Origin of the sequence: Microbispora sp. CL1-1, from assembly GCF_012034195.1 — a bacterium.
In the GTDB taxonomy this organism is placed as follows: Bacteria; Actinomycetota; Actinomycetes; order Streptosporangiales; family Streptosporangiaceae; genus Microbispora.
Window position 1 is genome coordinate 1 of the sequence record NZ_JAATEK010000035.1, and the last position, 20,642, is coordinate 20,642.

The 20,642-nt window shown below is 70.9% G+C and carries 18 protein-coding genes and 1 CRISPR repeat array; of the genes, 6 read left to right on the forward strand and 12 right to left on the reverse strand.

Annotated features, from left to right (window positions below):
- Positions 1–234 precede the first annotated feature (234 nt).
- A CRISPR array of direct repeats spans positions 235–1,360; the repeat unit is 28 nt; unit sequence GTCGGCCCCGCGCCCGCGGGGATGCTCC.
- A 253-nt stretch (positions 1,361–1,613) separates the two neighbouring features.
- The 10 genes from HCK04_RS30440 to HCK04_RS30485 form a co-directional block, all read right to left on the reverse strand.
- Positions 1,614–2,531, reverse strand: a complete 918-nt coding sequence (locus HCK04_RS30440; RefSeq protein WP_142650808.1) for an alcohol dehydrogenase catalytic domain-containing protein — start codon at positions 2,529–2,531, stop codon at positions 1,614–1,616.
- A 21-nt stretch (positions 2,532–2,552) separates the two neighbouring features.
- The gene (locus tag HCK04_RS30445; RefSeq protein ID WP_142650809.1) at positions 2,553–3,452 is read right to left on the reverse strand and encodes a BadF/BadG/BcrA/BcrD ATPase family protein; all 900 of its coding nucleotides are present in this window, start codon (positions 3,450–3,452) and stop codon (positions 2,553–2,555) included.
- The gene (locus HCK04_RS30450; RefSeq protein WP_142650810.1) at positions 3,449–4,477 is read right to left on the reverse strand and encodes an SIS domain-containing protein; all 1,029 of its coding nucleotides are present in this window, start codon (positions 4,475–4,477) and stop codon (positions 3,449–3,451) included. The genes HCK04_RS30445 and HCK04_RS30450 overlap by 4 nt, the downstream gene beginning before the upstream one ends.
- A gap of 185 nt (positions 4,478–4,662) precedes the next feature.
- Positions 4,663–5,370, reverse strand: coding sequence for a GntR family transcriptional regulator (locus HCK04_RS30455; protein ID WP_205830910.1), 708 nt, complete (start codon positions 5,368–5,370; stop codon positions 4,663–4,665).
- A gap of 137 nt (positions 5,371–5,507) precedes the next feature.
- Positions 5,508–6,497 (reverse strand): NAD-dependent epimerase/dehydratase family protein, encoded by a 990-nt coding sequence (locus HCK04_RS30460; protein ID WP_142650812.1) that lies wholly within the window; start codon positions 6,495–6,497, stop codon positions 5,508–5,510.
- On the reverse strand, positions 6,494–7,315 hold the full coding sequence (locus tag HCK04_RS30465) for a sugar phosphate isomerase/epimerase (protein WP_142650813.1): 822 nt from the start codon (positions 7,313–7,315) through the stop codon (positions 6,494–6,496). Before HCK04_RS30465 ends, HCK04_RS30460 begins: the two co-directional genes overlap by 4 nt.
- Complete coding sequence (locus tag HCK04_RS30470; protein ID WP_205830911.1) at positions 7,312–8,046, reverse strand: ThuA domain-containing protein; 735 nt, start codon at positions 8,044–8,046, stop codon at positions 7,312–7,314. The genes HCK04_RS30465 and HCK04_RS30470 overlap by 4 nt, the downstream gene beginning before the upstream one ends.
- A gap of 37 nt (positions 8,047–8,083) precedes the next feature.
- Complete coding sequence (locus HCK04_RS30475; RefSeq protein ID WP_142650814.1) at positions 8,084–9,760, reverse strand: extracellular solute-binding protein; 1,677 nt, start codon at positions 9,758–9,760, stop codon at positions 8,084–8,086.
- 44 nt (positions 9,761–9,804) lie between these two features.
- Complete coding sequence (locus HCK04_RS30480) at positions 9,805–10,698, reverse strand: carbohydrate ABC transporter permease (RefSeq protein WP_142650815.1); 894 nt, start codon at positions 10,696–10,698, stop codon at positions 9,805–9,807.
- Positions 10,695–11,555 (reverse strand): ABC transporter permease subunit, encoded by an 861-nt coding sequence (locus HCK04_RS30485; protein WP_240971956.1) that lies wholly within the window; start codon positions 11,553–11,555, stop codon positions 10,695–10,697. Before HCK04_RS30485 ends, HCK04_RS30480 begins: the two co-directional genes overlap by 4 nt.
- Positions 11,556–11,847: 292 nt before the next feature.
- Here HCK04_RS30485 and HCK04_RS30490 point away from each other — a divergent pair, with 292 nt between their 5' ends.
- The 5 genes from HCK04_RS30490 (at position 11,848) to HCK04_RS30510 (ending at position 18,469) form a co-directional block, all read left to right on the forward strand.
- The gene (locus tag HCK04_RS30490) at positions 11,848–13,485 is read left to right on the forward strand and encodes a beta-N-acetylhexosaminidase (RefSeq protein ID WP_205830912.1); all 1,638 of its coding nucleotides are present in this window, start codon (positions 11,848–11,850) and stop codon (positions 13,483–13,485) included.
- 65 nt (positions 13,486–13,550) lie between these two features.
- Positions 13,551–14,942, forward strand: coding sequence for a GH1 family beta-glucosidase (locus HCK04_RS30495; RefSeq protein ID WP_142650817.1), 1,392 nt, complete (start codon positions 13,551–13,553; stop codon positions 14,940–14,942).
- Positions 14,939–16,660 carry a glycoside hydrolase family 9 protein gene (locus HCK04_RS30500; RefSeq protein ID WP_142650818.1) on the forward strand — a complete coding sequence of 574 codons (1,722 nt, stop codon included), beginning with the start codon at positions 14,939–14,941 and terminating at the stop codon, positions 16,658–16,660. The genes HCK04_RS30495 and HCK04_RS30500 overlap by 4 nt, the downstream gene beginning before the upstream one ends.
- Positions 16,661–16,711: 51 nt before the next feature.
- Positions 16,712–17,281 carry a GNAT family N-acetyltransferase gene (locus HCK04_RS30505; RefSeq protein ID WP_142650819.1) on the forward strand — a complete coding sequence of 190 codons (570 nt, stop codon included), beginning with the start codon at positions 16,712–16,714 and terminating at the stop codon, positions 17,279–17,281.
- Between the two features lie 132 nt (positions 17,282–17,413).
- Positions 17,414–18,469, forward strand: coding sequence for a YbhN family protein (locus HCK04_RS30510; protein WP_142650820.1), 1,056 nt, complete (start codon positions 17,414–17,416; stop codon positions 18,467–18,469).
- 2 nt (positions 18,470–18,471) lie between these two features.
- Here HCK04_RS30510 and HCK04_RS30515 read toward each other — a convergent pair whose 3' ends face one another.
- Together HCK04_RS30515 and HCK04_RS30520 are read right to left on the reverse strand one after the other, a co-directional pair.
- A complete protein-coding gene (locus HCK04_RS30515) occupies positions 18,472–19,113 on the reverse strand; it encodes a TetR family transcriptional regulator (RefSeq protein ID WP_142650884.1) in 642 nt (213 codons plus the stop codon).
- A gap of 174 nt (positions 19,114–19,287) precedes the next feature.
- Positions 19,288–19,779 carry a DUF1707 domain-containing protein gene (locus HCK04_RS30520; protein ID WP_205830913.1) on the reverse strand — a complete coding sequence of 164 codons (492 nt, stop codon included), beginning with the start codon at positions 19,777–19,779 and terminating at the stop codon, positions 19,288–19,290.
- 125 nt (positions 19,780–19,904) lie between these two features.
- On the opposite strand from HCK04_RS30520, the gene HCK04_RS30525 reads away from it, so the two are divergent.
- Positions 19,905–20,636: a TetR/AcrR family transcriptional regulator gene (locus HCK04_RS30525; RefSeq protein ID WP_168066393.1), complete on the forward strand. Its 732-nt coding sequence runs from the start codon at positions 19,905–19,907 to the stop codon at positions 20,634–20,636.
- Positions 20,637–20,642: the final 6 nt, after the last annotated feature.

Genomic DNA, 20,642 nt, shown 5'->3' on the forward strand with positions numbered 1-20,642 from the left:
CTTTCCCCATAAAACACCCAATTGCCGTGCTGCATCCGGATCCACGGACCCCAGGTCATACTCGTCCAAGGACCTCCTCCTTCAGGTCGGTCGCAGGCCGGTCAGAACACTAGAAGCCGCCACCGACAGAAGCAGGCGATTGTCATATAGGGTCGCCCGTGGCGATCCGAACAGCACTAAATCGAACTGAATGAGAAACGACACCCAGAGCCGAAAAGCCGCAGCTCAGCAAGTGTCGGCCCCGCGCCCGCGGGGATGCTCCCTACACCATCCAGATCAACGGCGTCCAGGTGGGGTCGGCCCCGCGCCCGCGGGGATGCTCCCTACGACCGCACGGTGACGCTGGGGTCCGGCACGTCGGCCCCGCGCCCGCGGGGATGCTCCGCGGCGCCCGGCCGAGCGCGACAGGTCAGATCGGTCGGCCCCGCGCCCGCGGGGATGCTCCCGCCTACGTCTGCCCCGGCTGCGCCTCCGGCCTGTCGGCCCCGCGCCCGCGGGGATGCTCCCCACTGCAGGACCGCGGTGGAGTAGATGTCGCAGTCGGCCCCGCGCCCGCGGGGATGCTCCGGTCTGGGGCGGCCTGCCGAAGGACGCCCAGGTGTCGGCCCCGCGCCCGCGGGGATGCTCCGCCCTGCACGTCCTTTGCCCGGGTCAGCAGCCAGTCGGCCCCGCGCCCGCGGGGATGCTCCCCGGGCAGGGGCGGACATACCGGGGGGGCATTGTGTCGGCCCCGCGCCCGCGGGGATGCTCCCTGTGATGGGTGCGCGGAGGTGCTTGGCGCAGGGTCGGCCCCGCGCCCGCGGGGATGCTCCCGGCACCATCACCGCCGCGTACAAGCGGGCGGAGTCGGCCCCGCGCCCGCGGGATGCTCCGGTATTCGAGGGCCTGACCCCTGGAAGTACCACGTCGGCCCCGCGCCCGCGGGGATGCTCCGGTATTCGAGGGCCTGACCCCTGGAAGTACCACGTCGGCCCCGCGCCCGCGGGGATGCTCCTCCGACCATCTCAGTGAACATTCCGCTGTCGGTGTCGGCCCCGCGCCCGCGGGGATGCTCCGAAGCTCGTGCTGTACCCGGTCGACGCGATGGTGTCGGCCCCGCGCCCGCGGGGATGCTCCCAGCTACTCCACCTTGTGGAGCGTCGACAACGGGTCGGCCCCGCGCCCGCGGGGATGCTCCTCCGGGTGCCTGTCCCTGGCCGACCCTCGTGCGGTCGGCCCCGCGCCCGCGGGGATGCTCCGCCGTACGTGACCAAGGCGCTGGTCGACGAGGCGTCGGCCCCGCGCACGCGGGGATGCTTCTCCTTGGTGGCCTGCTCGGTCAGCGGACCACAGGTCGGCCCCGCGCCCGGCCGCGCCCGTGACCGTGGTCGTGAACAGGCTTGTTGTGGGCGGCGTCGGCCGAGGCGATCCCGGGCAGTGCGGCCATCACGCCGCCGAGCACCGCGACGATCGCGGCCCTGCGCAATGCACCCATGTGTCATCCCCCTGCGAGTAGTGCTGCTGTGCGTACGGCCGGGCACGACGGGCCCGACCGTGCACAACGATCAAGGGGCAGCACGAAATCAATCAGGACGAAGGTTGTATGAGCGTCATAAGTGAACGTTTCGCCCCTGTCAGGGGGTGACAACGCACTTGACGAAGCCGTCCGGGCGGTCGAGGAAGTATCCGAACCCCGTGTCGAGGTCCTCCAGTGAGACGGTGTGGGTGATCAGCGGCTCGAAGGTCAGGCGCCGGTCCGCCATCATGCGCAGCCCCTCGGCCATGGCGGCCATGAGGCGCCACCGCTGCCCGGTGAAGCCGTTGACGATGGTCACGCCGCGATACCACAGCTCGATGTCCAGCTCACGCGGGCCGTCGTGGTGGTAGCCGGCGACGCAGAGCGTGCCGTGCGTGGTCACGAGGTCGCCCGCGAGCTTGAGCCCGGCGGCCTTGCCGGAGAACTCGACGACCACGTCGAACGTGCCGCGCAGGCTCTCGCCTGCCTCCTCGGGGGTGTGCACGTCGCTCGCGCCCAACTCGGCCGCGAGCTCGCGGGCCAAAGGCGCCGGGTCGACGCCGGCGAGACGGGCGGGCGCGCGGTCGGCGGCGACCTGCAGGGCGCCCAGGCCCATGAACCCGAGCCCCACGACCGCCACGCGCTGCCCCGGCCGCAGGCCGCACCTCGACAGCGCCTCGACCACGCAGGCCAGCGGCTCGCCGAGCACGGCCCGGCTCGGCACGTTGGACGGGGCGGGCAGCAGCTCCCTGGCGTCGACGTTCACCGTGTCGGCGAACGCGGGAGACGCGAAGCCGGTGACGCGGTCTCCCCTCGACCATCCATGGACGCCCGGGCCCAGCTCCACGATCTCGCCGCTCAGCTCGTGCCCGAGCCGGCGCGGCGCGGCGTCGTCGTGCTCCGCCCAGGCCGGCAGCTCGGAGACGCAGATCCCCGACGCGAGCGTGCGTACGCGGACCTCTCCCGGGCGGACAGGCGCGTCAGGGACCTCGACGACCTCCGACCGGCCCGGGGCGACGACCTGTGAAAACCGCATGTTCTCCTCTTCCGATCCGGATCAGCTCAGGCCGCGGCGGGCCAGCTCGACGGCTCCGACCACGGGCGGGGCCTGGAGCAGGGTGGCCGTGACCGCCGGGAGCAGGGACCTCAGCTCCTCCTCGAACGCCCGCATCAGGCGGGGCTGGTTGGCGATGACACCACCCGCCACGACCACGGCCCGGAGGTCGGCGCCCCGCCCGGCCAGGCAGGACACGAGACGGGCCAGTGACCGGCCGCCCGCCGTGATGACGGCGTCGGCGGTCGCCGACCCGGCATCCGCGGCCGCGAAGACGACCGGGGCGTGGGCGCCCCAGGTCTCGACTCCTCCGTTCCAGCTCATCGCCGCCGCCAGCTCGGGCAGGCCGCCGACGCCGAAGGCGCGCAGGAGGGCGACATCGAGCCCGTCGCCGGGCGCGCCCTCGTCGGCGCGGGCGAGCACCGCGCGGGCCGCGTCGCGGACGAGCGCGGAGCCCGATCCCTCGTCGCCGAGCACCCATCCCCAGCCGCCCGCGGACAGGTACGCGCCCGTGTCGCGGTGCCTGCCGACGGCGATGGCGCCCGTGCCGGAGATGACGCCGATCCCCCCGGCCAGGCCCGCGGCCGGGACGAGCAGTTCGGCGTCGTTGACCACGGTCACCGGCGTTTCGAGCACCGGGACGAGCTCGTGGGCGAGCCGTTCGAACTGGTCGGGGGTCTCGCAGCCGTGCGCGCCCACGACGACATGGCGTACCTCCGGGCCCTGCCGGAGCAGCGGGTGGAGCCGCTCCGACAACCAGGCCGCCGCCTGGGGAAGGCAGGCCGTCTGCCAGCCGGTGCTGGGCACCGTCAGGTCGGTGAGCACCTCGCCGCTCGACGCGTCGGCGAGCCGGACGCGGGTCTTGGTGCCCCCCACGTCCACGCCGGCCACCACCGGGCTCATCCGATGGGCTCCTCGATCTTGGTGTCGGTGTTGTCGAAGACGAAGTCCTCGATCGCCACGCCGCGCACCATGGCGAGGGATCCCGCGAGCCGTTGCAGTACGGCGGTCTCCAGGACCGTGCGGACCGGCATCGACACGCCCTCGGGGATGCGCACCACGTGTAGGTGGTCGCCGGGGTCGACCTCGGCCGAGGTGACGCAGAGCGTGAGGTGGCGGGCTCCGGCGAGGCTGCGCGCGATCTCCAGCTCCCGGCCGTCGCCGAGGACGACGTGCAGGGTCTGCCCCGCCGACTCCATCTCCCCGTGCAGGTAGTTGCGGGTGACCAGGGCGGAGGCGGGCACCCGGCACACCTCGCGGAGCAGCAGTGCCCCCGACTCGGAGGCGGAGCGGGAGGCTCCCGACGCGACGATGTCCGCCGCGACCACCCGCCCGGCGCGGCCCGCCACCTCGTCCACCACCGGCGCGAGCGCGTGCTCGTGGCGGGTGAGGACGTCGGCGATGCCGGTCCACTCCGCGGCGACCTCGGCCGGGGACGTGCCGAGGATGGTGCGGGCGATCATCGCCAGGGCGATCAACGTGCCGGTGTAGCCGATGGTCGAGGCATAGCTGTCGGGCTCGTTGCCGAGATCGACAGGGTGCGCCGCCGTGTCGCCGAGCCGGGAGGGCACGACGTTGACCACGGCCGCCCGCCGCTCCCGCGGCACCATGGCCAGCGCGTCGACGGTCTCCGGGCTGCGGCCCGACTGCGAGACGCCGATCACGATGTCGGCCTCCGCGAGCGCGACGCCGGAGCCGATCTCGCTGGCCAGCTCCTGGCGGGCCGGCACCGCGCCGTCGGCGAGCATCCGCAGCGGCAGGGCGAGCGCGGCGTAGCTGGCTCCCATGCCGACGAAGACCGGGCGGGAGCGGCCCGCGAACACGTCACGGCCGTCCCGGAGCTGGGCCGCGACCCGCGCCGCGACCCGCTCCAGCGCCGCCGGCTGGGCCGTACGGCCGTCGACATAGGGGATCCGTTCTCCCGGCATTCCGTCAGTTCCCTTCAACACACATAGGCGAGCCAACCGCGACACAAGCCTAGACCAGACGCTTCAAATCAAATACCACTGCATACCAAATGATGCCGTACGGACAACTGGTATTGGTCAGGAGTTCGGACAGCACGAAGCCGTGGGACCGCACGACGCGCGTCCCACGTGGAGAAACAGGCCCGTCAGGCGGGGCTCGTTCCCCCTCGTACGAAGGAGGTGCGCAGGCGGTAGCGGTCGCCCCGATAGGTGATGGCCGAGACCAGGACGACCCGTCCGACGGCGTCGACCATCGACTGGTGCATCACCAGGACGGGATCACCGGGGGTGAGGTCGAGGTGCTCGGCGATCCCCTCGGGGCAGCCCTTGGCCTCGATGACCGACTGGGCGACGACCGGCTCGGCTCCCCCGGCGGTGAGCTCCTCGATCAGCGACGCCTTGGTGAAGTCGGTCTCCGGGAGCCGCGGCGCGACGTTCAGCACGACGCGTGAGGAGTCGACGCCGACGGGGACGCCGTCCAGCATGCGCACGCGTTCGAGCACGAAGAGCCGCGTGCCCGCCGCCACGCCGAACTGGTCGGCCTCGTCGAGCGACGCCTCCTTGACCTCGGCGCGGATCACCCGGGAGGTCGCGGTCAGCGCCTTCCGCCTGGCCGTCTCGGTGAACGACTCCAGCGAGTTGGGCCAGTCGCGGTCGGGCCGGCCGGCGACGTACCAGCCTCGCCCGTGGGACGAGCGGAGCACGCCCTGCTCGACCAGGTGCTGGAGCGCGCGCCGGAGCGTCACCCGGCTGATGCCCATCTGGTTGCACAGCTCACGCTCGGCGGGCAGGCGCCGTCCGCTGGCAAGGGCCCCCTCGCGCACCCGGCGCTCGATGAGTTCGGCCGCTTGCACCCACAGCGGTTCAGGGCTGTCCGAAGCGATGAGACTCGCCTGAGACACCCTATTCACCCGGTCCACGTCCTTTCGTCCCCCGCCCACCTACCGGCGAACATAATGTCATTCTCACACCGGATCCGCCCGGTGGAACTTCACCCATGGCGATCGCCGACCAGGCGATCGAATGCCGCGTCCAGCTCCGGGTTCGCCCGGCGTCGCGACGGCTCCTCGTCGAACCAGGCGACGATCTCGCGCGCTCCCCGCGCAAATGGAACTTTCGGCAAAAAACCGGGCACCAGCCGCTTGATTTTAGAGTTGTCGTAAATGACCGAGTGCCGGAAATCCTCCTGCAGAACCGGCCCCATCCAGGCGATTTCCCGGCCGATGTCCTCGCTCGACCGGTGCACGATCCGGGGCACGGCTCCCGCGGCCGCGGCGAGGCACAGATGGATCTCGTCCCAGGTGAGAATCTCGTCCGAGGTGATGTGCACGCTGTCGCCCACCGCGTGACGGTTGCCGACGAGGCCGATCAGGCCCCGGGCGAAGTCGCGCGCGTGCATCAGGTTCCACAGCGAGGTCCCGTCGCCGTGGACGACCACCGCCTTGCCCGCGCGCCACCGCTCGATGGCGGTCCAGCCCGCGAGCAGCGGCAGCGCCGTCTGGTCGTAGACGTGTGCCGCGCGCACGATCGTGACCGGGAAGTCCTCGTAGCGGTACGCCTGTTCGAGCGCCTCCTCGCAGCGGAGTTTCTGCGCCGGATAGTCGAAACCGTTGTTGCGCCGCGCGGAGGACTCCACGATCGGCAGCGCCGGGGCCGGACGTGCGTACACCGATCCGGTCGAGATGAAGACGTACTGCCCGGTGCGGCCGGCGAACCTGGCCACGTCGGCCCGGACGTCCTCGGGCGTGTAGCCGATGAAGTTCACGACCACGTCGAACGTCTCGTCCCCGAGCGCCGCGCGCATCGACGCGTCGTCCCGCACGTCGGCCTCGACGGCGCGTACGCCGTCGGGCAGGGGCCGCGACGTCGTGCGGCCCCTGGTCACGGCGGTCAGGTCGAGACCCGCCGCGACGGCCTCACGGGCGCAGGCGGCACTGAGCACGCCCGTTCCCCCGAGGAAGAGCACCCGCTGCGCGCTCATCGCGGCCCCACCTCCCCATCGATCACGCGTTCCACCGGCTTGCGGCCCACCGCCAGGCCGCGGCCGACGAGGAACTCGTAGCATCGGCGCAGCAGGCCGTACATGTCCTCGCGGGACCGGTCCGCCTCGACGATGTGCCAGCGGATCGCCGGGTTGGCGCGGACCACGCTCTCCACGTCGACCACGCCCTCGCCGAACGGGACCATGTAGTCGTCCATCCCGCGGGCCGGTCCGTCCTTGAGGTGGACGAACTCCACGCGGTCGCCGAGCGAGGCCGCGACGGGGGCCGGGTCGAGCCCTGCCGTACGGACCCAGTAGACGTCCAGCTCGACGGCGACCGCCGGATCCAGCTCGCGCAGCAGGAGGTCGTAGGCGCGCTCTGCGCCGAAGACGTTCTCGAACTCGGCGAAGTGGTTGTGGTAGGCGATGCGCATGCCCCGCCTGGCCGCGTTCGCCGCCGCCTCGTTGACGCGCTCGACGCCCCGCAGCACGCCGTCGCGCGTGGCGAACTCCTCGGGCTCCATGCTCCAGACGAGCGTCTCGACGCCGAGCTCCTGGTGCTCGTCGAGGATCGCCTCGGCCGCGTCGCCCGCGGGGAACGGCGCGTGGGCACTGCAGAACTCCAGCCCGAGGCCGTCGGCCACGTCCCGTACGACGGACGGCTTGTGGCCGTACAGGCTGATCGGCTCGACCGCGAGGAAGCCGAGCGCCGCCACCCGTTCGAGCACGCCGAGCAGGTCGCGGGAGGCCTCCTCGTGCAGGGACCACAGCTGCGCGGCGATCGGCGCGGCGCGGCCGTCCGTACGTGATCCGCTCACGCCGCACCTCCGATGATCTTGCCGTTGCCGAGGGGCCAGCGGGTCGACCAGGTCAGGATCTCGTCGTCCCGGACGCCCGCCGCCCAGAGCGTCGCCTGGCGGACGAGCTGCCGGAAGCCGGGGTTGCCCCAGGCCCGCGCGTCGTGTCCGAGCGCGGAGTAGCAGACCCGGCCTTCGCCGTGGTCGCGCACGTAGAGGACGGGCTCGGTGCCGTCGTCGGTCACCCGCTCGGCGAGCACCCGGACGTCGGGGCCGTATTCCAGGACGTAGAACTCGTCGTCGATGCCGAAGTCCTCCATGTGGCGGGTGACCGGGTGGTCGCCGCACAGCCGGACGTCGAACCGTCCCTCCGATCCCGAGGTCCCGTGGGAGAGGTAGCGGGAGCCGACCAGCTCGAACGCGACGCGGTCGGCCTCCAGGCCGCCCTCGCCGAACCCGAACAGGTTGCTCGCGTGCAGGACGACCAGTCCCTTGCCCGCGGCGACCAGGTCGGACAGCGCCTGCTGCTCCCGGGGGTGGAAGACGATCGACGAACGGTAGACGACGTAGACGTCGGCCTCCGCCGTGGCCGGGGTGAGGTCGGCGAAGCGCTCCATCCCCACGGCCCTGGCGGTGGGGAGCCCCGCCTCGGTGACGATCTCCTGGAGCGCCAGCGCGGCGCCGATCAGGTCGTGGTGGATGTCCGTACCGTCGACGATCACCATCGCGGACGGCGAGCGTCTCAACTTCATCGTGGATTCCTTCGGTTGTCCTGACGGCCGGGATCGCCTAGCCGGCCAGCGTGGCCGCCTCGGCGTACTCCTTGGCCATGCGGTCGCCGCCGGCGACCTTCCACTTCTGCACCGCCGACGTCAGGCTGGAGGCGGGCTCCCGGCCGAGGAACACCGCGGTGATCGCGTCCTGCATCTGCTGCTCCAGCGACGAGCCCTTGGTGTTGAAGGTCTCGGAGTAGAGGTGCTGCGCGGGGTTGTCGAGGAGCATCGGCACGGCCTTCTGCTGCCACTCGTAGTTCAGCTTGTCCACGCCGGGAGCGCCCTGCGGGTCGCACAGCACCTGCGGGCCGCCCACGATGTAGGCCAGGCCGAGGTCCTGCTCGCGCTGTCCGCGGGTCGTGAGCACGGCGACGCCGTCCTTGACCGTGTAGTCGACGCCCTCGACCCCGTAGCTCATGATGAACGACTCGCGGGAGCCGAACGGCGCGGCGATGTAGTCGAGGACCCGGAGGAACATGTCGATCCGGTTCTTGTCGGTGGTCTTCTTGATCATCGTCATGGCGTACGCGCCGCCGCCGGTCCAGTGGACGCCCTTACCGCCGTCCTTGCCGAAGGGCACCATGATGTCGAAGACCACGTCCTTGTCGTCGGCCACGATGCCGACCGCGCGGTTGCCGTCCCAGAGCATCGCCAGCTTGCCGCCCCGGAACATCGAGTCGCGCTGGGTCTTGTTGTTCATCAGCGTCGGGGTGTCGGGGTGGAAGCAGCCGCTCTTGTAGAGGTCGGCGAGCTCCGCCATGGCCGGGATGAACGCCTCGTGCTCGTAGGCCGAGACGAAGGTGCCGTCGCTGCGCTTGGTCCACTTGTTCGGGACTCCGAACATCATCATCATGAAGTCGGCGATGTTGCTGCCGAACGCGTAGACGCCCGCCTTGGGGTTGGTGACGGCCTTGGCGAGGTCCTTGAACTCCTGGAGGTTCGTCGGATTCGGGTTGGCGCCCGCGGCCTCGATGACGTCGGTCTTCGTGTAGATCTGCGAGGTGAAGATGGGGTCCGACTTGGGCACGCCGTAGATGCGGCCGTTGAGGTAGCCGTTGAGCCAGGCGTAGTTCTGGATGCCGGCGAGGTTCGGATACTTCTTCACCGCGTCTCCCGAGAGGAACTCGCTCAGGTCGGTGAACTGCGCCTCGGCGAGCTGCGGCAGGCGGGAGACGTTCATGTACATCGGGACGGAGACGAACTCGGGCAGATCATCACCGGCGACCAGGGCGGGGAACTTCGTCTGGAAGCTGTCGAACGGCACCTGGAGGGGCTTGACGTTGAGGTTCAGCTCCTTGTTGAGGAGCTGCCAGTAGGGGCTCTCGCTCACCGGCGGCGACGGCTGGCCGTACGTCATGATCAGCACGTTGAAGTCGCTGCCGTCGCCGACCTGCCCGTTGACCGTACGCGGCCCGTCCATGGGGAAGGACGCGTAGACGTCCATGACGCCCTGCGCGTTGCCCTCGAGCAGGGGCTTCGGCTTGACCGGCGGCACGTACGTCGGCAGCGGCACCGCCTTGGCCGCGCCGGACGAGGCGGCGCCGCCGCCACCGGCCTCCGAGCCGGAACCGCAGGCCGCGAGCACGCCGCTCATCGGGACGAGCGCGGCGGCCAGACCGGCGCCCCTCAGCAGGCTCCTGCGGCTGACGCCCTCGTTCGAGGCCGAGAATCCGGATCGATTTCTGATCCCCATGATCTGTTCCTTTGTTTTCTGATGGGAGGTGTCGGAACGCGGGCTTATCCCTTGATGGCCCCGGTGAGCATTCCCTTCGACATGTGCTTCGTCAGGAAGGGATAGACCAGCAGGATCGGCACCGTGGCGATCGCCACGAGGGCCATCTGGACGGACTGGGCGGGTGGTGCCACATATCCGGGAATGGCGGCCGCGTTCGAGGTGACGTTGTTCTGCAGCACGAATGTCCGCATCACGAGCTGGAGCGGCCACATCTGGGTGTCGTTCAGATAGAGCAGCGGGCTGAAATAGTTGTTCCAGTAGCCGACGGCGAGGAAAAGGCCGACGACGGCGATGACGGCTTTCGACAGGGGCAGCACGACGGACCACAGGATCCGCCATTCACCCGCGCCGTCCATTCGCGCGGCGTCGAAGAGCTCCTTCGGAATTCCTTGGATGAAGCCCCGGACGATGACGATATTGAAGGCGCTCACCGCACCGGGGATGATCAGCGACCAGTAGGTGTTGAGCATGCCGAGCTGCTTCACCATGAGATAGACCGGAATCATCCCCGGGCCGAAGAGCAGGGTGAGCAGCACGAACGACAGCAGGCCCCGCTGGAAGAGCGAGCCCCTCCGGCTCAGGCCGTACGCCGCGAGCACCGTGCAGAAGAGGCTGAACGCGGTGCCCACGGCGGTCACGCAGACGCTGATGACGATCGACCTGGCGACCTGGGTGCCGTTGAAGATCTGGTAGTAGGCGTCGAACGAGATCTGCGTGGGCCACACGACGTAGCCGCCGTTCGCGTCGATCTCCTGCTTGGTCGCCAGGCTCGTCGAGACGACGACGAGGAACGGGAAGATCACGACCGCGCTGATCAGCACGAGGGCCAGCGCCTTGAGCGCGAGGGCGACGGGCTTCGGTTTGCCGAGCCAGACGGGCCGGCCGGGGTGGCTCATCGCTTGTACACACCTTCCTCACCGAACCGATGGGCGATCTTGTTCGCCGCGAGGACGAGAAAGAGACTGACGACGCCCTTGAGGAGGCCTGCCGCGGTCGCGGTGCCCCAGCTCCCGTCGACGACGCCGTTGTAGTAGACGAAGGTGTCGAGCACCTCGGCCGCTCCCGGGCCGACCGCGTCGCGTTGCAGCAGGATCTGCTCGAACCCGACCGTCAGGGCGTCACCCAGCCGCAGGATGAGCATCAGCACGATGATCGGCCGCATCCCCGGCAGCGTGACGTGCCAGAACCTGCGCCAGGCGCCGGCGCCGTCCATCGCCGCGGACTCGTAGAGAGCGGGGTCGATGGCCGCGATGGCGGCGAGGAAGATGATCGTCCCCCAGCCGGCGTCCTTCCAGATGGACTGGGTGGTCAGCAGCAGCTTGAACGTGTCGGGGTTCGACATCACGTCGAACGGCGAGAGGCCGTGCGTTATGAGGAACCGGTTGATCACCCCCGCGCCCCCGAGGACCTGCTGGAACAGCGCGACGATGATCACCCAGGAGAGGAAGTGGGGCAGGTAGATCACCGACTGGACGAACCTCTTCGCCGCCGGCAGCGCCACGGTGTTCAGGAGCACCGCCAGCAGGATGGGGACCGGAAAGAAAAGCGCCAGCTGCAGGAACGTGATCTGCACGGTGTTCCACACGGCGGTCCAGAACGACGGGTCGGAGAACAGCGCCGTGAAGTTGTCCCAGCCCACCCAGTCTGATCCGGTGAACCCGAGAAACGGGACATAGTCCATGAATGCGATCACGCTTCCCAGAAGCGGGATGTACGTGAACAGCAGGAGCACGATCGCGGCGGGCGCGACCATCACAAGCAGTGGGGCGTCCCGCCATAAGCGTGCGAGAAACGGCGTCTTCTGTTGGGCCGGCCGCGTTTCCCCGCCTTCTGCGAGCGCACGAGGCAATGCCTGCTTGACCGTCATGGGCACCTCTAATCGAGCTGCGTGGATCGCCGTCGCCTCGGTGCGACATGGGCAGATACCAGCGAAGTACCGGGAAGATACCACTTGCACCAAATCAAGACAAGAAGTACCTTCGCGGTCACATGCTGGTGCGCCGGCATCTTCGGACTTCGGACGGACCGACCCGACGGGACACGCTTTGGACCCCTATTCCGCGCTTCTTCCCCGACCCCGGCAAGCCCTTTCACGCCCGGGAAAATGCCTGCTCAACGCGGGTGTGGCAGTCAAGGTCGCGGGGTCGCCCGCGACCGAGGCGCTGGTGAGGAGGTTCGTCTCGGGACTGCCGCTGCCCGCCCCCGGGCCCGAGGGCGATCCAGCTAATACCACTCAGACCACTTGGGTTTCCGTGACCGAGACCGACGACGCCCCGGGCGCGTACCGGCTGGAGGTCACCGAGTCGGGCGTGGACATCCGCGCCGGCGGCTTCGAGGGCGCCGCCGGCGCGCTGACGACGCTCCGGCAGCTCATGCCCGTCCAGGCGTGGCGGCGCGAGTGGGCGGGCGACGCCGGCGGCTGGGCCGTGCCGTGCGGCACGGTGGCGGACCACCCGGCGTACGAGTGGCGCGGGGCCATGCTCGACGTGGCCCGCCACTTCTTCCCCAAGCAGACCGTGCTGCGCTACGTCGACCTGCTCGCGGCGCACCGCTTCAACCGCCTGCACCTGCACCTGTCGGACGACCAGGGATGGCGTGTGGAGAGCCGCCGCCACCCGCGCCTGCACGAGGTGGGGAGCTGGCGTCCGCTGACCCGGCTCGGCCCCGGCGGCGTCGCGGACGGCACCCCGCACGGCGGCTACTACACGCTCGACGACCTCGCCGAGATCTCGGCGTACGCACGCGCCCGGGGGATCACGATCGTCCCGGAGATCGACGTGCCGGGGCACACCTCCGCGCTGCGCGCGGCCTATCCGGAGCTGGGCCGTCCCGGCCAGGAGCAGGCCGTGCTCGACACCGTCTGGGCGGGCGGCTCGTCCATCAGCCCCACCCGCCCGGTCGTCGCGTTCCTCCAGGACGTCCTGGAGGAGATCCTCGACGTGGTCGACACGCCGTACGTGCACCTCGGCGGGGACGAGTGCGACATGAGGTGGTGGGCGGACGACCCCGCGATCGCCGCGGAGATGGCCGAGCACGGATACACCGACGTGAAGCAGATGCACGGCCACTTCCTCCGCACCCTCGGCGGGTTCCTCGCCACCCGCGGCGTACGCATGGTCGTGTGGGACGAGGGCTTCGTGACCGGGGGCGTGCTGCCGGACACCATCGTCATGGCGTGGCGCGGGCACGAGGTGGCGGGCCGGGCCGCGGCGTCGCAGGACGTCGTCCGTACGCCGCTGTTCCCCACGTATTTCAACTTCGACCAGTCGGACCTGCCCGAGGAGCCCCGCTCGGAGGGCGGCCCGATCACGCTCCGCGACGTCGCGGACTTCGAGCCCGCTCCCTCCGAGTGGCCGGAGGAGCTGCGCGGGCGGGTTCTCGGCGGCCAGTTCCAGATCTGGACCGAGTGGGTGCCCAGCGAGCGGCGCCTCGACTACCTGGCCTTCCCGCGCGCGTGCGCCCTCGCCGAGGTGCTGTGGAACGGGCAGGTCGACGACTTCGCGGACTTCGAGCGGCGGCTCGCCGTCCACCTCGAACGGCTCGACGCGATGGGCGTCGGCTATCGCCCGCTCGCGGGGCCGCACCCCTGGCAGACCGGCGGCACGGGGGTCTGGCGGCGCTCCGGGCCCGGGCGGATCGAGGAGACCAAGAAGTGGGTGGAGTCCGTCTCCCGCGAGCCCTGACCGGGGTCTGACAGACTCCCTGGTCAAGACCCGGAAACTCCTATTGCGAATGGAAATGTGACCTGATGACGCAGAATGCGAACTTCCTGTGGGGCACGGCCACCTCGTCGTACCAGATCGAGGGCGCGGTGAGCGAGGACGGGCGCACCCCGTCCATCTGGGACACCTTCTGCGCGACCCCCGGCACCGTGGCGGACGGCGACACCGGCGCCGTCGCGTGCGACCACTACCACCGCATGCCCGAGGACGTGGCGCTCATGGCCGAGCTCGGGATGGACGTCTATCGCTTCTCGCTCGCCTGGCCCCGCGTGCAGCCGGACGGCACCGGCCCGGGCAACCCCGCGGGCATCGCCTTCTACGACCGTCTCGTCGACGAGCTGCTCGACAAGGGCATCCGCCCGTGGGTGACGCTCTACCACTGGGATCTTCCCCAGGCGCTGGAGGACGCGGGAGGCTGGCCGAGCCGCGACACCGCGTATCGCTTCGCCGACTACGCGGCCATCGCGTACGACGCGCTGGGCGACCGGGTGGACCAGTGGACGACCCTGAACGAGCCGTGGTGCTCGGCCTACCTCGGCTACATCACCGGCCGGCACGCCCCGGGCCGCCAGGACGCCCGCGCGGGCATGGCCGCCCTCCACCACCTGCTGCTGGGGCACGGGCTGGCGGCGCGGGTGATCCGCGAGAAGGCGGCGGCGAGCGGCCGCTCCGACCGGCTCGAAGTGGGCATCACGCTCAACCTCGGCCCCAAGGTGCCCGCGAGCGACTCCCCCGCCGACGTCGCCGCCGCCCGCTGGGCGGACGGGTGGGACAACCGGCTCTACCTCGACCCGCTGATCCGGGGCGAGTATCCGGCCGACATCGCCGACAAGCTCACCGAGCTGGGCTGCCCGCTCCCGGTGCGGGACGGCGACCTCGCGGTGATCTCGGAGCCGCTCGACGTGCTCGGCGTCAACTACTACTCCTCGCACATGATCCAGGCCGGGCCGGTGGGGCAGAACGGCTGGCCGTCGCCGGTCGTCGTGCGCCGCGACGTCCCGCGCACCGCGATGGACTGGGAGGTCACCCCCGCCGCGCTCACGGACCTGCTGCTGCGCCTCGAACGGGAGTATCACGGCCAGGCCTGGTACATCACCGAGAACGGCGCGGCGTACGCCGACGTGGCCGACGAGAACGGCTACGTGGACGACGTCGAGCGGGCGGAGTATCTGCGCACGCACATCGACGCGGTGCTGGAGGCCCGGGCGCAGGGCGCCGACGTCCGCGGCTACTTCGCCTGGTCGCTGCTCGACAACTTCGAGTGGTCGTACGGCTATGACCGCAGGTTCGGCATCGTCCGGGTCGACTACGACACACAGAAGCGGACGCCGAAGCGCTCCGCGCGCTACTACGCCGAGCGCGTCGCCGCCGAGAAGGAGAAGGCCGCGAAGGAGAAGGCGGAGAAGGGCCGGGCGTGATCACCGTTCTCACCAGCCACCTCGGCTACAACACCGGGAGCACGAAGAAGGCCGTCGTGCTCCTGCGTGGCCGGGTGGCCGTCGAGGGTGCCGTTCTCGTCGACGAGGAGGACGGCACCCGGACCACGCTCGCCGTGGGCCCGGAGGAACGGGTCGACGGCTGGTCCCTCGGCACGTTCCGGCGCGTCGACTTCAGCCGGGTGCGCACCGAGGGGCGTTATCGGGTGGAGGTGGTCACGCCCGACGGGGTGCACGCCGGCGAGCCGTTCGTCATCGGCACGCGGCGGGTGCAGCACATGACGCTGTCGGACACCCTCTACTACTTCAAGGCGGTGCGGTCGAGCGGCGAGATCGACCGCAAGGACCGGCACGCACGGTTCTACCAGGACGACTCGGGCCGTACGGTCGACGCGCGCGGCGGGTGGCTGGACGCCTCAGGCGACCACAGCAAGTTCCTCAGCCATCTCAACTACACCCGCATGATGAACCCCCAGCAGACGCCGCTGTGCGCCTGGGCGTTCATGGCCGCCCGCGACCGGCTCGCCGCGCACCATCCGGAGCTGTCGCGCAGCCTGGGCGCGCGCATGCGCGACGAGGGCCTCCACGGCGCGGACTTCCTGGTGCGCTTCCAGTCCGAGGAGGGCTACTTCTACACGGCCATCTTCGACGCGCTGACGAAGGATCTGGACGAGCGGGTGATCAACGCGCCGCTGCAGGACAGCGTCAGGACGACCCGCTGGCAGGCCGCCTACCGCCAGGGCGGAGGCATGGCCATCGCGGCGCTCGCCCGCGCCGCGACGCTCGACGACCACGGCGACTTCACTCCCGGGGAGTATCTGGCCGCCGCCCACCGCGGGTTCGCCCACCTGGAGGAGCACAACCTCGACTACCTCTACGACCGCACGGAGTCGGTCATCGACGACTACTGCGCGCTCATGGCCGCCACCGAGCTCGGCCGGGCCGCGCGCGTCGTGTCCGGCGCGCCCGATCCGGCGGCGTACGAGAAGGCCGCGCTGCGGCGCGCGGAGTCGCTCATCGGCCGCTACACCGACACCGGCATGGGCTTCGGCTACCTGAAGGGAGACGTGGAGGGCAGGCCGTTCTTCCACGCGGCGGAGGCCGGTCTCCCCGCGGTGGCCCTCATGCGGTTCGCCGAGACGTACGACGGCCGCGCGCTCGCCGGTCAGGCACGCGCCACGGCGCTCGCGCTCATGCGCGACGCGGCGCACCTGGCCGACGAGGTGCCGAACCCCTTCGGCTACGCCCGGCAGTACGTGCAGCCGGCCGGCCGGCCGCCGCGTACGGCCTTCTTCTATCCGCACGACAACGAGACCGGCTATTGGTGGCAGGGCGAGAACGCCGCGATCTGCTCCCTCGCGTACGCGGCGCTGCTCGCGGCCGAGCTCCCCGAGTGCGACCCCGCCCTGCGCGACCGGCTGCTCCGGCTGGCGGACGACCAGGTGCACTGGGTGATGGGGCTGAACCCCTTCGACGCCTCGATGATCCAGGGCAGGGGCCGCAACAACGTCGAATATTCCACGGTGTTCCAGAACGTGCCCGGAGGCATCCTCAACGGGGTGACCAGCGGCTTCGACGACGAGCACGACATCGCGTTCATGCCGGACGAACACCGTGAGACCGGTCATTCATGGCGCTGGGCCGAGCAGTGGATCCCGCACAGCGCGTGGTTCCTGCTCGCCGTCTCGGCGCTCGGTTAGGAGGCGGCCATCACGATCATCCGTCCGTTCCGGCCGTTCGACCTGCCGGGCATGTATCGGGTGTGCCTGCGGACCGGCGACTCCGGCAGGGACGCCACCGGGCTCTACCACGACCCGGATCTGCTCGCGCACGTCTACGCCGGGCCGTACCCGGTCGCGGATCCCGCGCTCACGTTCGTCGCCGCCGACGAGGGCGGCGTCCTCGGCTACATCGTCGCGACCGCCGACACGTTCGCGTTCGAGACCTGGCTGGAGGAGAACTGGTGGCCCGCGCTGCGGGAGCGCTATCCGATCGAGCTGGCCGCCGATCCGGCGGACGGCAGCCAGGACTGGCAGCGCGTCGCCCACATCCACCGGTCGCGGCCCCGGCACGACGAGCTGTACGACCGCTATCCGGCGCATCTGCACATCGACATCCTGCCCAGGGGCCAGGGCGCCGGGCTCGGCAGGCGGCTGATGACCACCCTGCTCGACGCGCTGCGGGCACGGCGGGTGCCCGGCCTGCACCTGGGCGTGGGCAGCGGCAACCCGGGCGCGTACGCGTTCTATCGGGCGATGGGCTTCACGGAGGAACGCCGGGGCGACTGGGGTTCCATCATGGTGATGGACCTCCGCGAGTGACCGGACGACCGGCCCGTCCGGGCCGGTCACGGGGGAGGAGCCGCCCCGGAGCTGGGCAAACCGCGATGCTAACCTAAGTCAGTCGCTTTAAACGCGCATTACGCCCCGCCCGCGCAACGGAAGAATCCGCGCATGTCCCCTGTCTCCGTCACCCATACAGCGCGCCGGCTCAGAGGCGTCGCCGCGGTCGCCGTGGCGGGGGTGGCGCTGTTCGCGCTCAGGGACCGGATCCCCGATCCGGACGCGGTCTGGGCCTCGATACAGGGGGTGAACCTCGGCTGGCTGGCCGTCGCCGTGCTCGCCGAGGCCCTCTCGATGCGGCTCTTCGCGGCGCTGCTGCGCCGTCTGCTCAGGAGCGGGGGCGTCAGGCTCACCACTCCGCGCTCGATGGCCGTCACGTACGCCCGCAACGCCGTGTCGAGCTCCCTGCCCGCCGGACCGGTGCTCTCGGTCGCCTTCACCATCCGCGAGCTCGGCCGGCTCGGCGCGTCCACGTCGCTGTCGGCCGCGACGCTCGCGCTCAGCGCCGTCTATTCGACCACCACCTTCGCCCTGCTGGGGCTGGTCGCGCTGCTGGGCGGCGACGCGACCCGGATGCCCGCGCTGATCGCGCTGGCCGCCGCCGCGACGGCCGTCTTCGCACTGGTGCGGCTGCGCCGGCGGCGGCACGGCGCACACCGTCGCGACCCACACCGTCGCGACCCACACCGGCGCGACCCACACCGGCGCCGCGCCTGCCGGATCCTCTCGGCCGGCGACGCGATCAGGCCGACCGGCAGAGACCGGCTGGTCCTCGTCGTCCTGGCGCTGGCCAACTGGCTTCTCGACGTGGCCTGCCTGGCCGCCGTGTGCGCGGCCGCGGGAGTCGGGCTCGGGCCCCACACCGTGCTGCTCGGCTACGTCGCGGGCAAGATCGCTGCGACGGTCGCGTTCATCCCCGGCGGGCTCGGCGTCACCGAGCTCGGCATGGCCGCCACGTTCGTCGGAGCGGGCACCACCGGCACCATGGCGGCGGCCGTCGTGGCGCTCTATCGGCTGATCTCCTACTGGGCCGTGCTCGCCGTCGGCTGGATCGCCTGGCTGCTGCTGCGCGACGCGGTCCGGGCCCGCCTGGCCGCGGCCGGACGGTGGCTGCTCGGCGTCGCCGGGTGCGGTGACGACAAGACGGGCATGCGCCCGGCGAGGTGAGGCTACGGGTCGCCGGAAACGGGCGCCAGCCACAGCCCGACGAGCGCGTCGATCAGTCCGGTCGCCGTGTCGTTCCAGCTCGGCCGCGGCGTGGACGCGCCTTTGGCGAGAGCGCGCTCGCGTTCGGCGCACACGTGTGTGATCAGATGCCACGCCATGTCGCCGCGCTCCGCCCGGACGCCGGCGGGCAGCTCGGGCAGGCAGCGGTGGAACCCGGCCATCACCTTGCGCAGTGAGCCCTGCGTCTCCTCGGCGATGATCGCGCGCAGCGAGGGATCGGTCACCACTTGGGCGATGAAGCGGGCACACCAGGTCGGAGTGCCCTGGGCGGCCAGATGCTCGGTGACCGGGCGGACCAGGCAGGCCACCCAGTCGCGTACGTCGGCGGAGTCGCCGATGCCGGCCAGCATCCGCTCGCGCATCCGGTCGACCGGCTCGGCGTGCCTGCGGGCGATCGCGCGCACGAGATCGGCCTTGGTGCCGAAGTGGTAGCCGACCGCGGCGTTGTTGCCCTGCCCCGCCGCCTCGCTGACCTGGCGGTTGGACACGGCGGACACGCCGTGCTCCGCGAACAGCCGCTCCGCCGCCGACAGGATCCGCTCACGGGTCGCACCGACCCGTTCGGCTCGCACCTTCCCGGCCATCCTCACCCGGCCATCCTCACCCGGCCATCCTGGACACGGCCATCCTGGACACGGCCATTCTGAACACGGCCATCCTCACCACCGCACCGGAACCGCTGCGCGGTTCACCGAACGAAAGGCCACCCGGCCCGGTGCAAGTTCATCCATGCCGGCGAGGTAAGTCAAGCAGTTGAATTAAAACGCCTCGCGGCGCTCGCGAGCACGGGTGGCCAGCGTCACGGGTACGGCGTGGCCCAGCACGCCGACGCCCCAGCCCAGGACGGGCCAGATCGGCCACGGATACCAGGAGCCGGTCGACCGGCCGACGACGAGCCAGACGGCCACCATGAGGAGCGACGTGCCGGCATAGACGCCGGCGTGGATGCGCACCCCGAGCCTGGCCGCCCTAGCCTTCCGGGCCCGGCCGCGCGCCCGGTCCCTCGACGTACGCAGCCGGGGCGGCAGGTCGGCGAGGAGCGCGTCGAGCTCGGCGTGGTGCCGCGCGCGGGTGGCGAGGTCGAGGCGCTCGTCGAACTCCTCCTTGGTCAGATAGCCGGCGCCGTACGCGTCGGCGAGCAGCTCGACCGCGTGGTCGCGGTCCGCCGCGCCGGCCCGGGGAGAGGCGGCGGGTGTGGCAGCGGGGGCGGCGGGCCTGGAGCGCAGCGTGGTGCCGGAGTAGGTGGTCAAGGGAGCCTCCAGGGGTCGGGCGGGCAATCGCCGCGAATGTCGATAACCGGAGCGTCGCACAGACACACTAGCGAATGCAATACGCTACAGTTAACATGTGTAAACAAAAGAAGGGAGACAGGCCCATGGAGGCGACCTCGACGACCGGTCCTTCACGACGTCAGAGGGTGCGCGACGCCACGCTGCGGGAGCTGATCTCGGTCAGCCGCGAGATCCTGACGACCCAGGGCGTCGAAGCGCTGACGATCCGGGCGGTCGCCCGGGAGATGGGGATGACCCCGCCCGGGGTCTACCGCTACTTCGACAGCCACCGCGCCCTCCTCGACGCGGTCATCCTGGCGATCCTGGACGAGCTCACCGAGTTCGTCGCCGCCGCCGTGGCCGAGGTGGACGAGGCCGACACGGCGGGCAGGCTCGTGACCGCCAGCAGGGCGCTGCGGCGCTGGGGGGTCGAGCACCCCCGTGAGTTCCACCTCTCCCTGGTCGTCTCCCCGCCGGAGGAGGAGAACCCGACGGTCCGCCGGGCGCGAGGCCAGGTGGGCAGGCTGTTCGGCGAGATCTTCGCCGGAGTCTGGCGCGACTACGGCAGCGCATCCCCCGCGGCCTGGCCCCGCGAGCCCCGGATCGAGCCGCTGGCCGAACGGCTCGTGCGGATCCTGGAGATCACGATGCCCTCCACGGCGGCCGCGGCCGCCTTCACCCGCTGCTGGATGCGGCTCTACGGCATGGTCTGCCTGGAGTCGCTCGGCCTCCCACGGATCGTCGGCGACGAGGAGGGCGACCTGTTCGAGGCGGAGCTGGCCGAGCTCTCACGGACGCTCGGCCTTCCCGAGGCCGCCCTGCGCACCGGCCGCTGACGTCCA

Excerpts from the sequence above, each read along its gene's own strand:
- HCK04_RS30440 (WP_142650808.1), bottom strand. The coding sequence starts at position 2,531 with ATGCGGTTTTCACAGGTCGTCGCCCCGGGCCGGTCGGAGGTCGTCGAG.
- HCK04_RS30445 (WP_142650809.1), bottom strand. The coding sequence starts at position 3,452 with ATGAGCCCGGTGGTGGCCGGCGTGGACGTGGGGGGCACCAAGACCCGC.
- HCK04_RS30450 (WP_142650810.1), bottom strand. The coding sequence starts at position 4,477 with ATGCCGGGAGAACGGATCCCCTATGTCGACGGCCGTACGGCCCAGCCG.
- HCK04_RS30460 (WP_142650812.1), bottom strand. The coding sequence starts at position 6,497 with ATGAGCGCGCAGCGGGTGCTCTTCCTCGGGGGAACGGGCGTGCTCAGT.
- HCK04_RS30470 (WP_205830911.1), bottom strand. The coding sequence starts at position 8,046 with ATGAAGTTGAGACGCTCGCCGTCCGCGATGGTGATCGTCGACGGTACG.
- HCK04_RS30475 (WP_142650814.1), bottom strand. The coding sequence starts at position 9,760 with ATGGGGATCAGAAATCGATCCGGATTCTCGGCCTCGAACGAGGGCGTC.
- HCK04_RS30480 (WP_142650815.1), bottom strand. The coding sequence starts at position 10,698 with ATGAGCCACCCCGGCCGGCCCGTCTGGCTCGGCAAACCGAAGCCCGTC.
- HCK04_RS30485 (WP_240971956.1), bottom strand. The coding sequence starts at position 11,555 with ATGGTCGCGCCCGCCGCGATCGTGCTCCTGCTGTTCACGTACATCCCG.
- HCK04_RS30495 (WP_142650817.1), top strand. The coding sequence starts at position 13,551 with ATGACGCAGAATGCGAACTTCCTGTGGGGCACGGCCACCTCGTCGTAC.
- HCK04_RS30505 (WP_142650819.1), top strand. The coding sequence starts at position 16,712 with ATGTATCGGGTGTGCCTGCGGACCGGCGACTCCGGCAGGGACGCCACC.
- HCK04_RS30510 (WP_142650820.1), top strand. The coding sequence starts at position 17,414 with ATGTCCCCTGTCTCCGTCACCCATACAGCGCGCCGGCTCAGAGGCGTC.
- HCK04_RS30515 (WP_142650884.1), bottom strand. The coding sequence starts at position 19,113 with ATGGCCGGGAAGGTGCGAGCCGAACGGGTCGGTGCGACCCGTGAGCGG.
- HCK04_RS30525 (WP_168066393.1), top strand. The coding sequence starts at position 19,905 with ATGGAGGCGACCTCGACGACCGGTCCTTCACGACGTCAGAGGGTGCGC.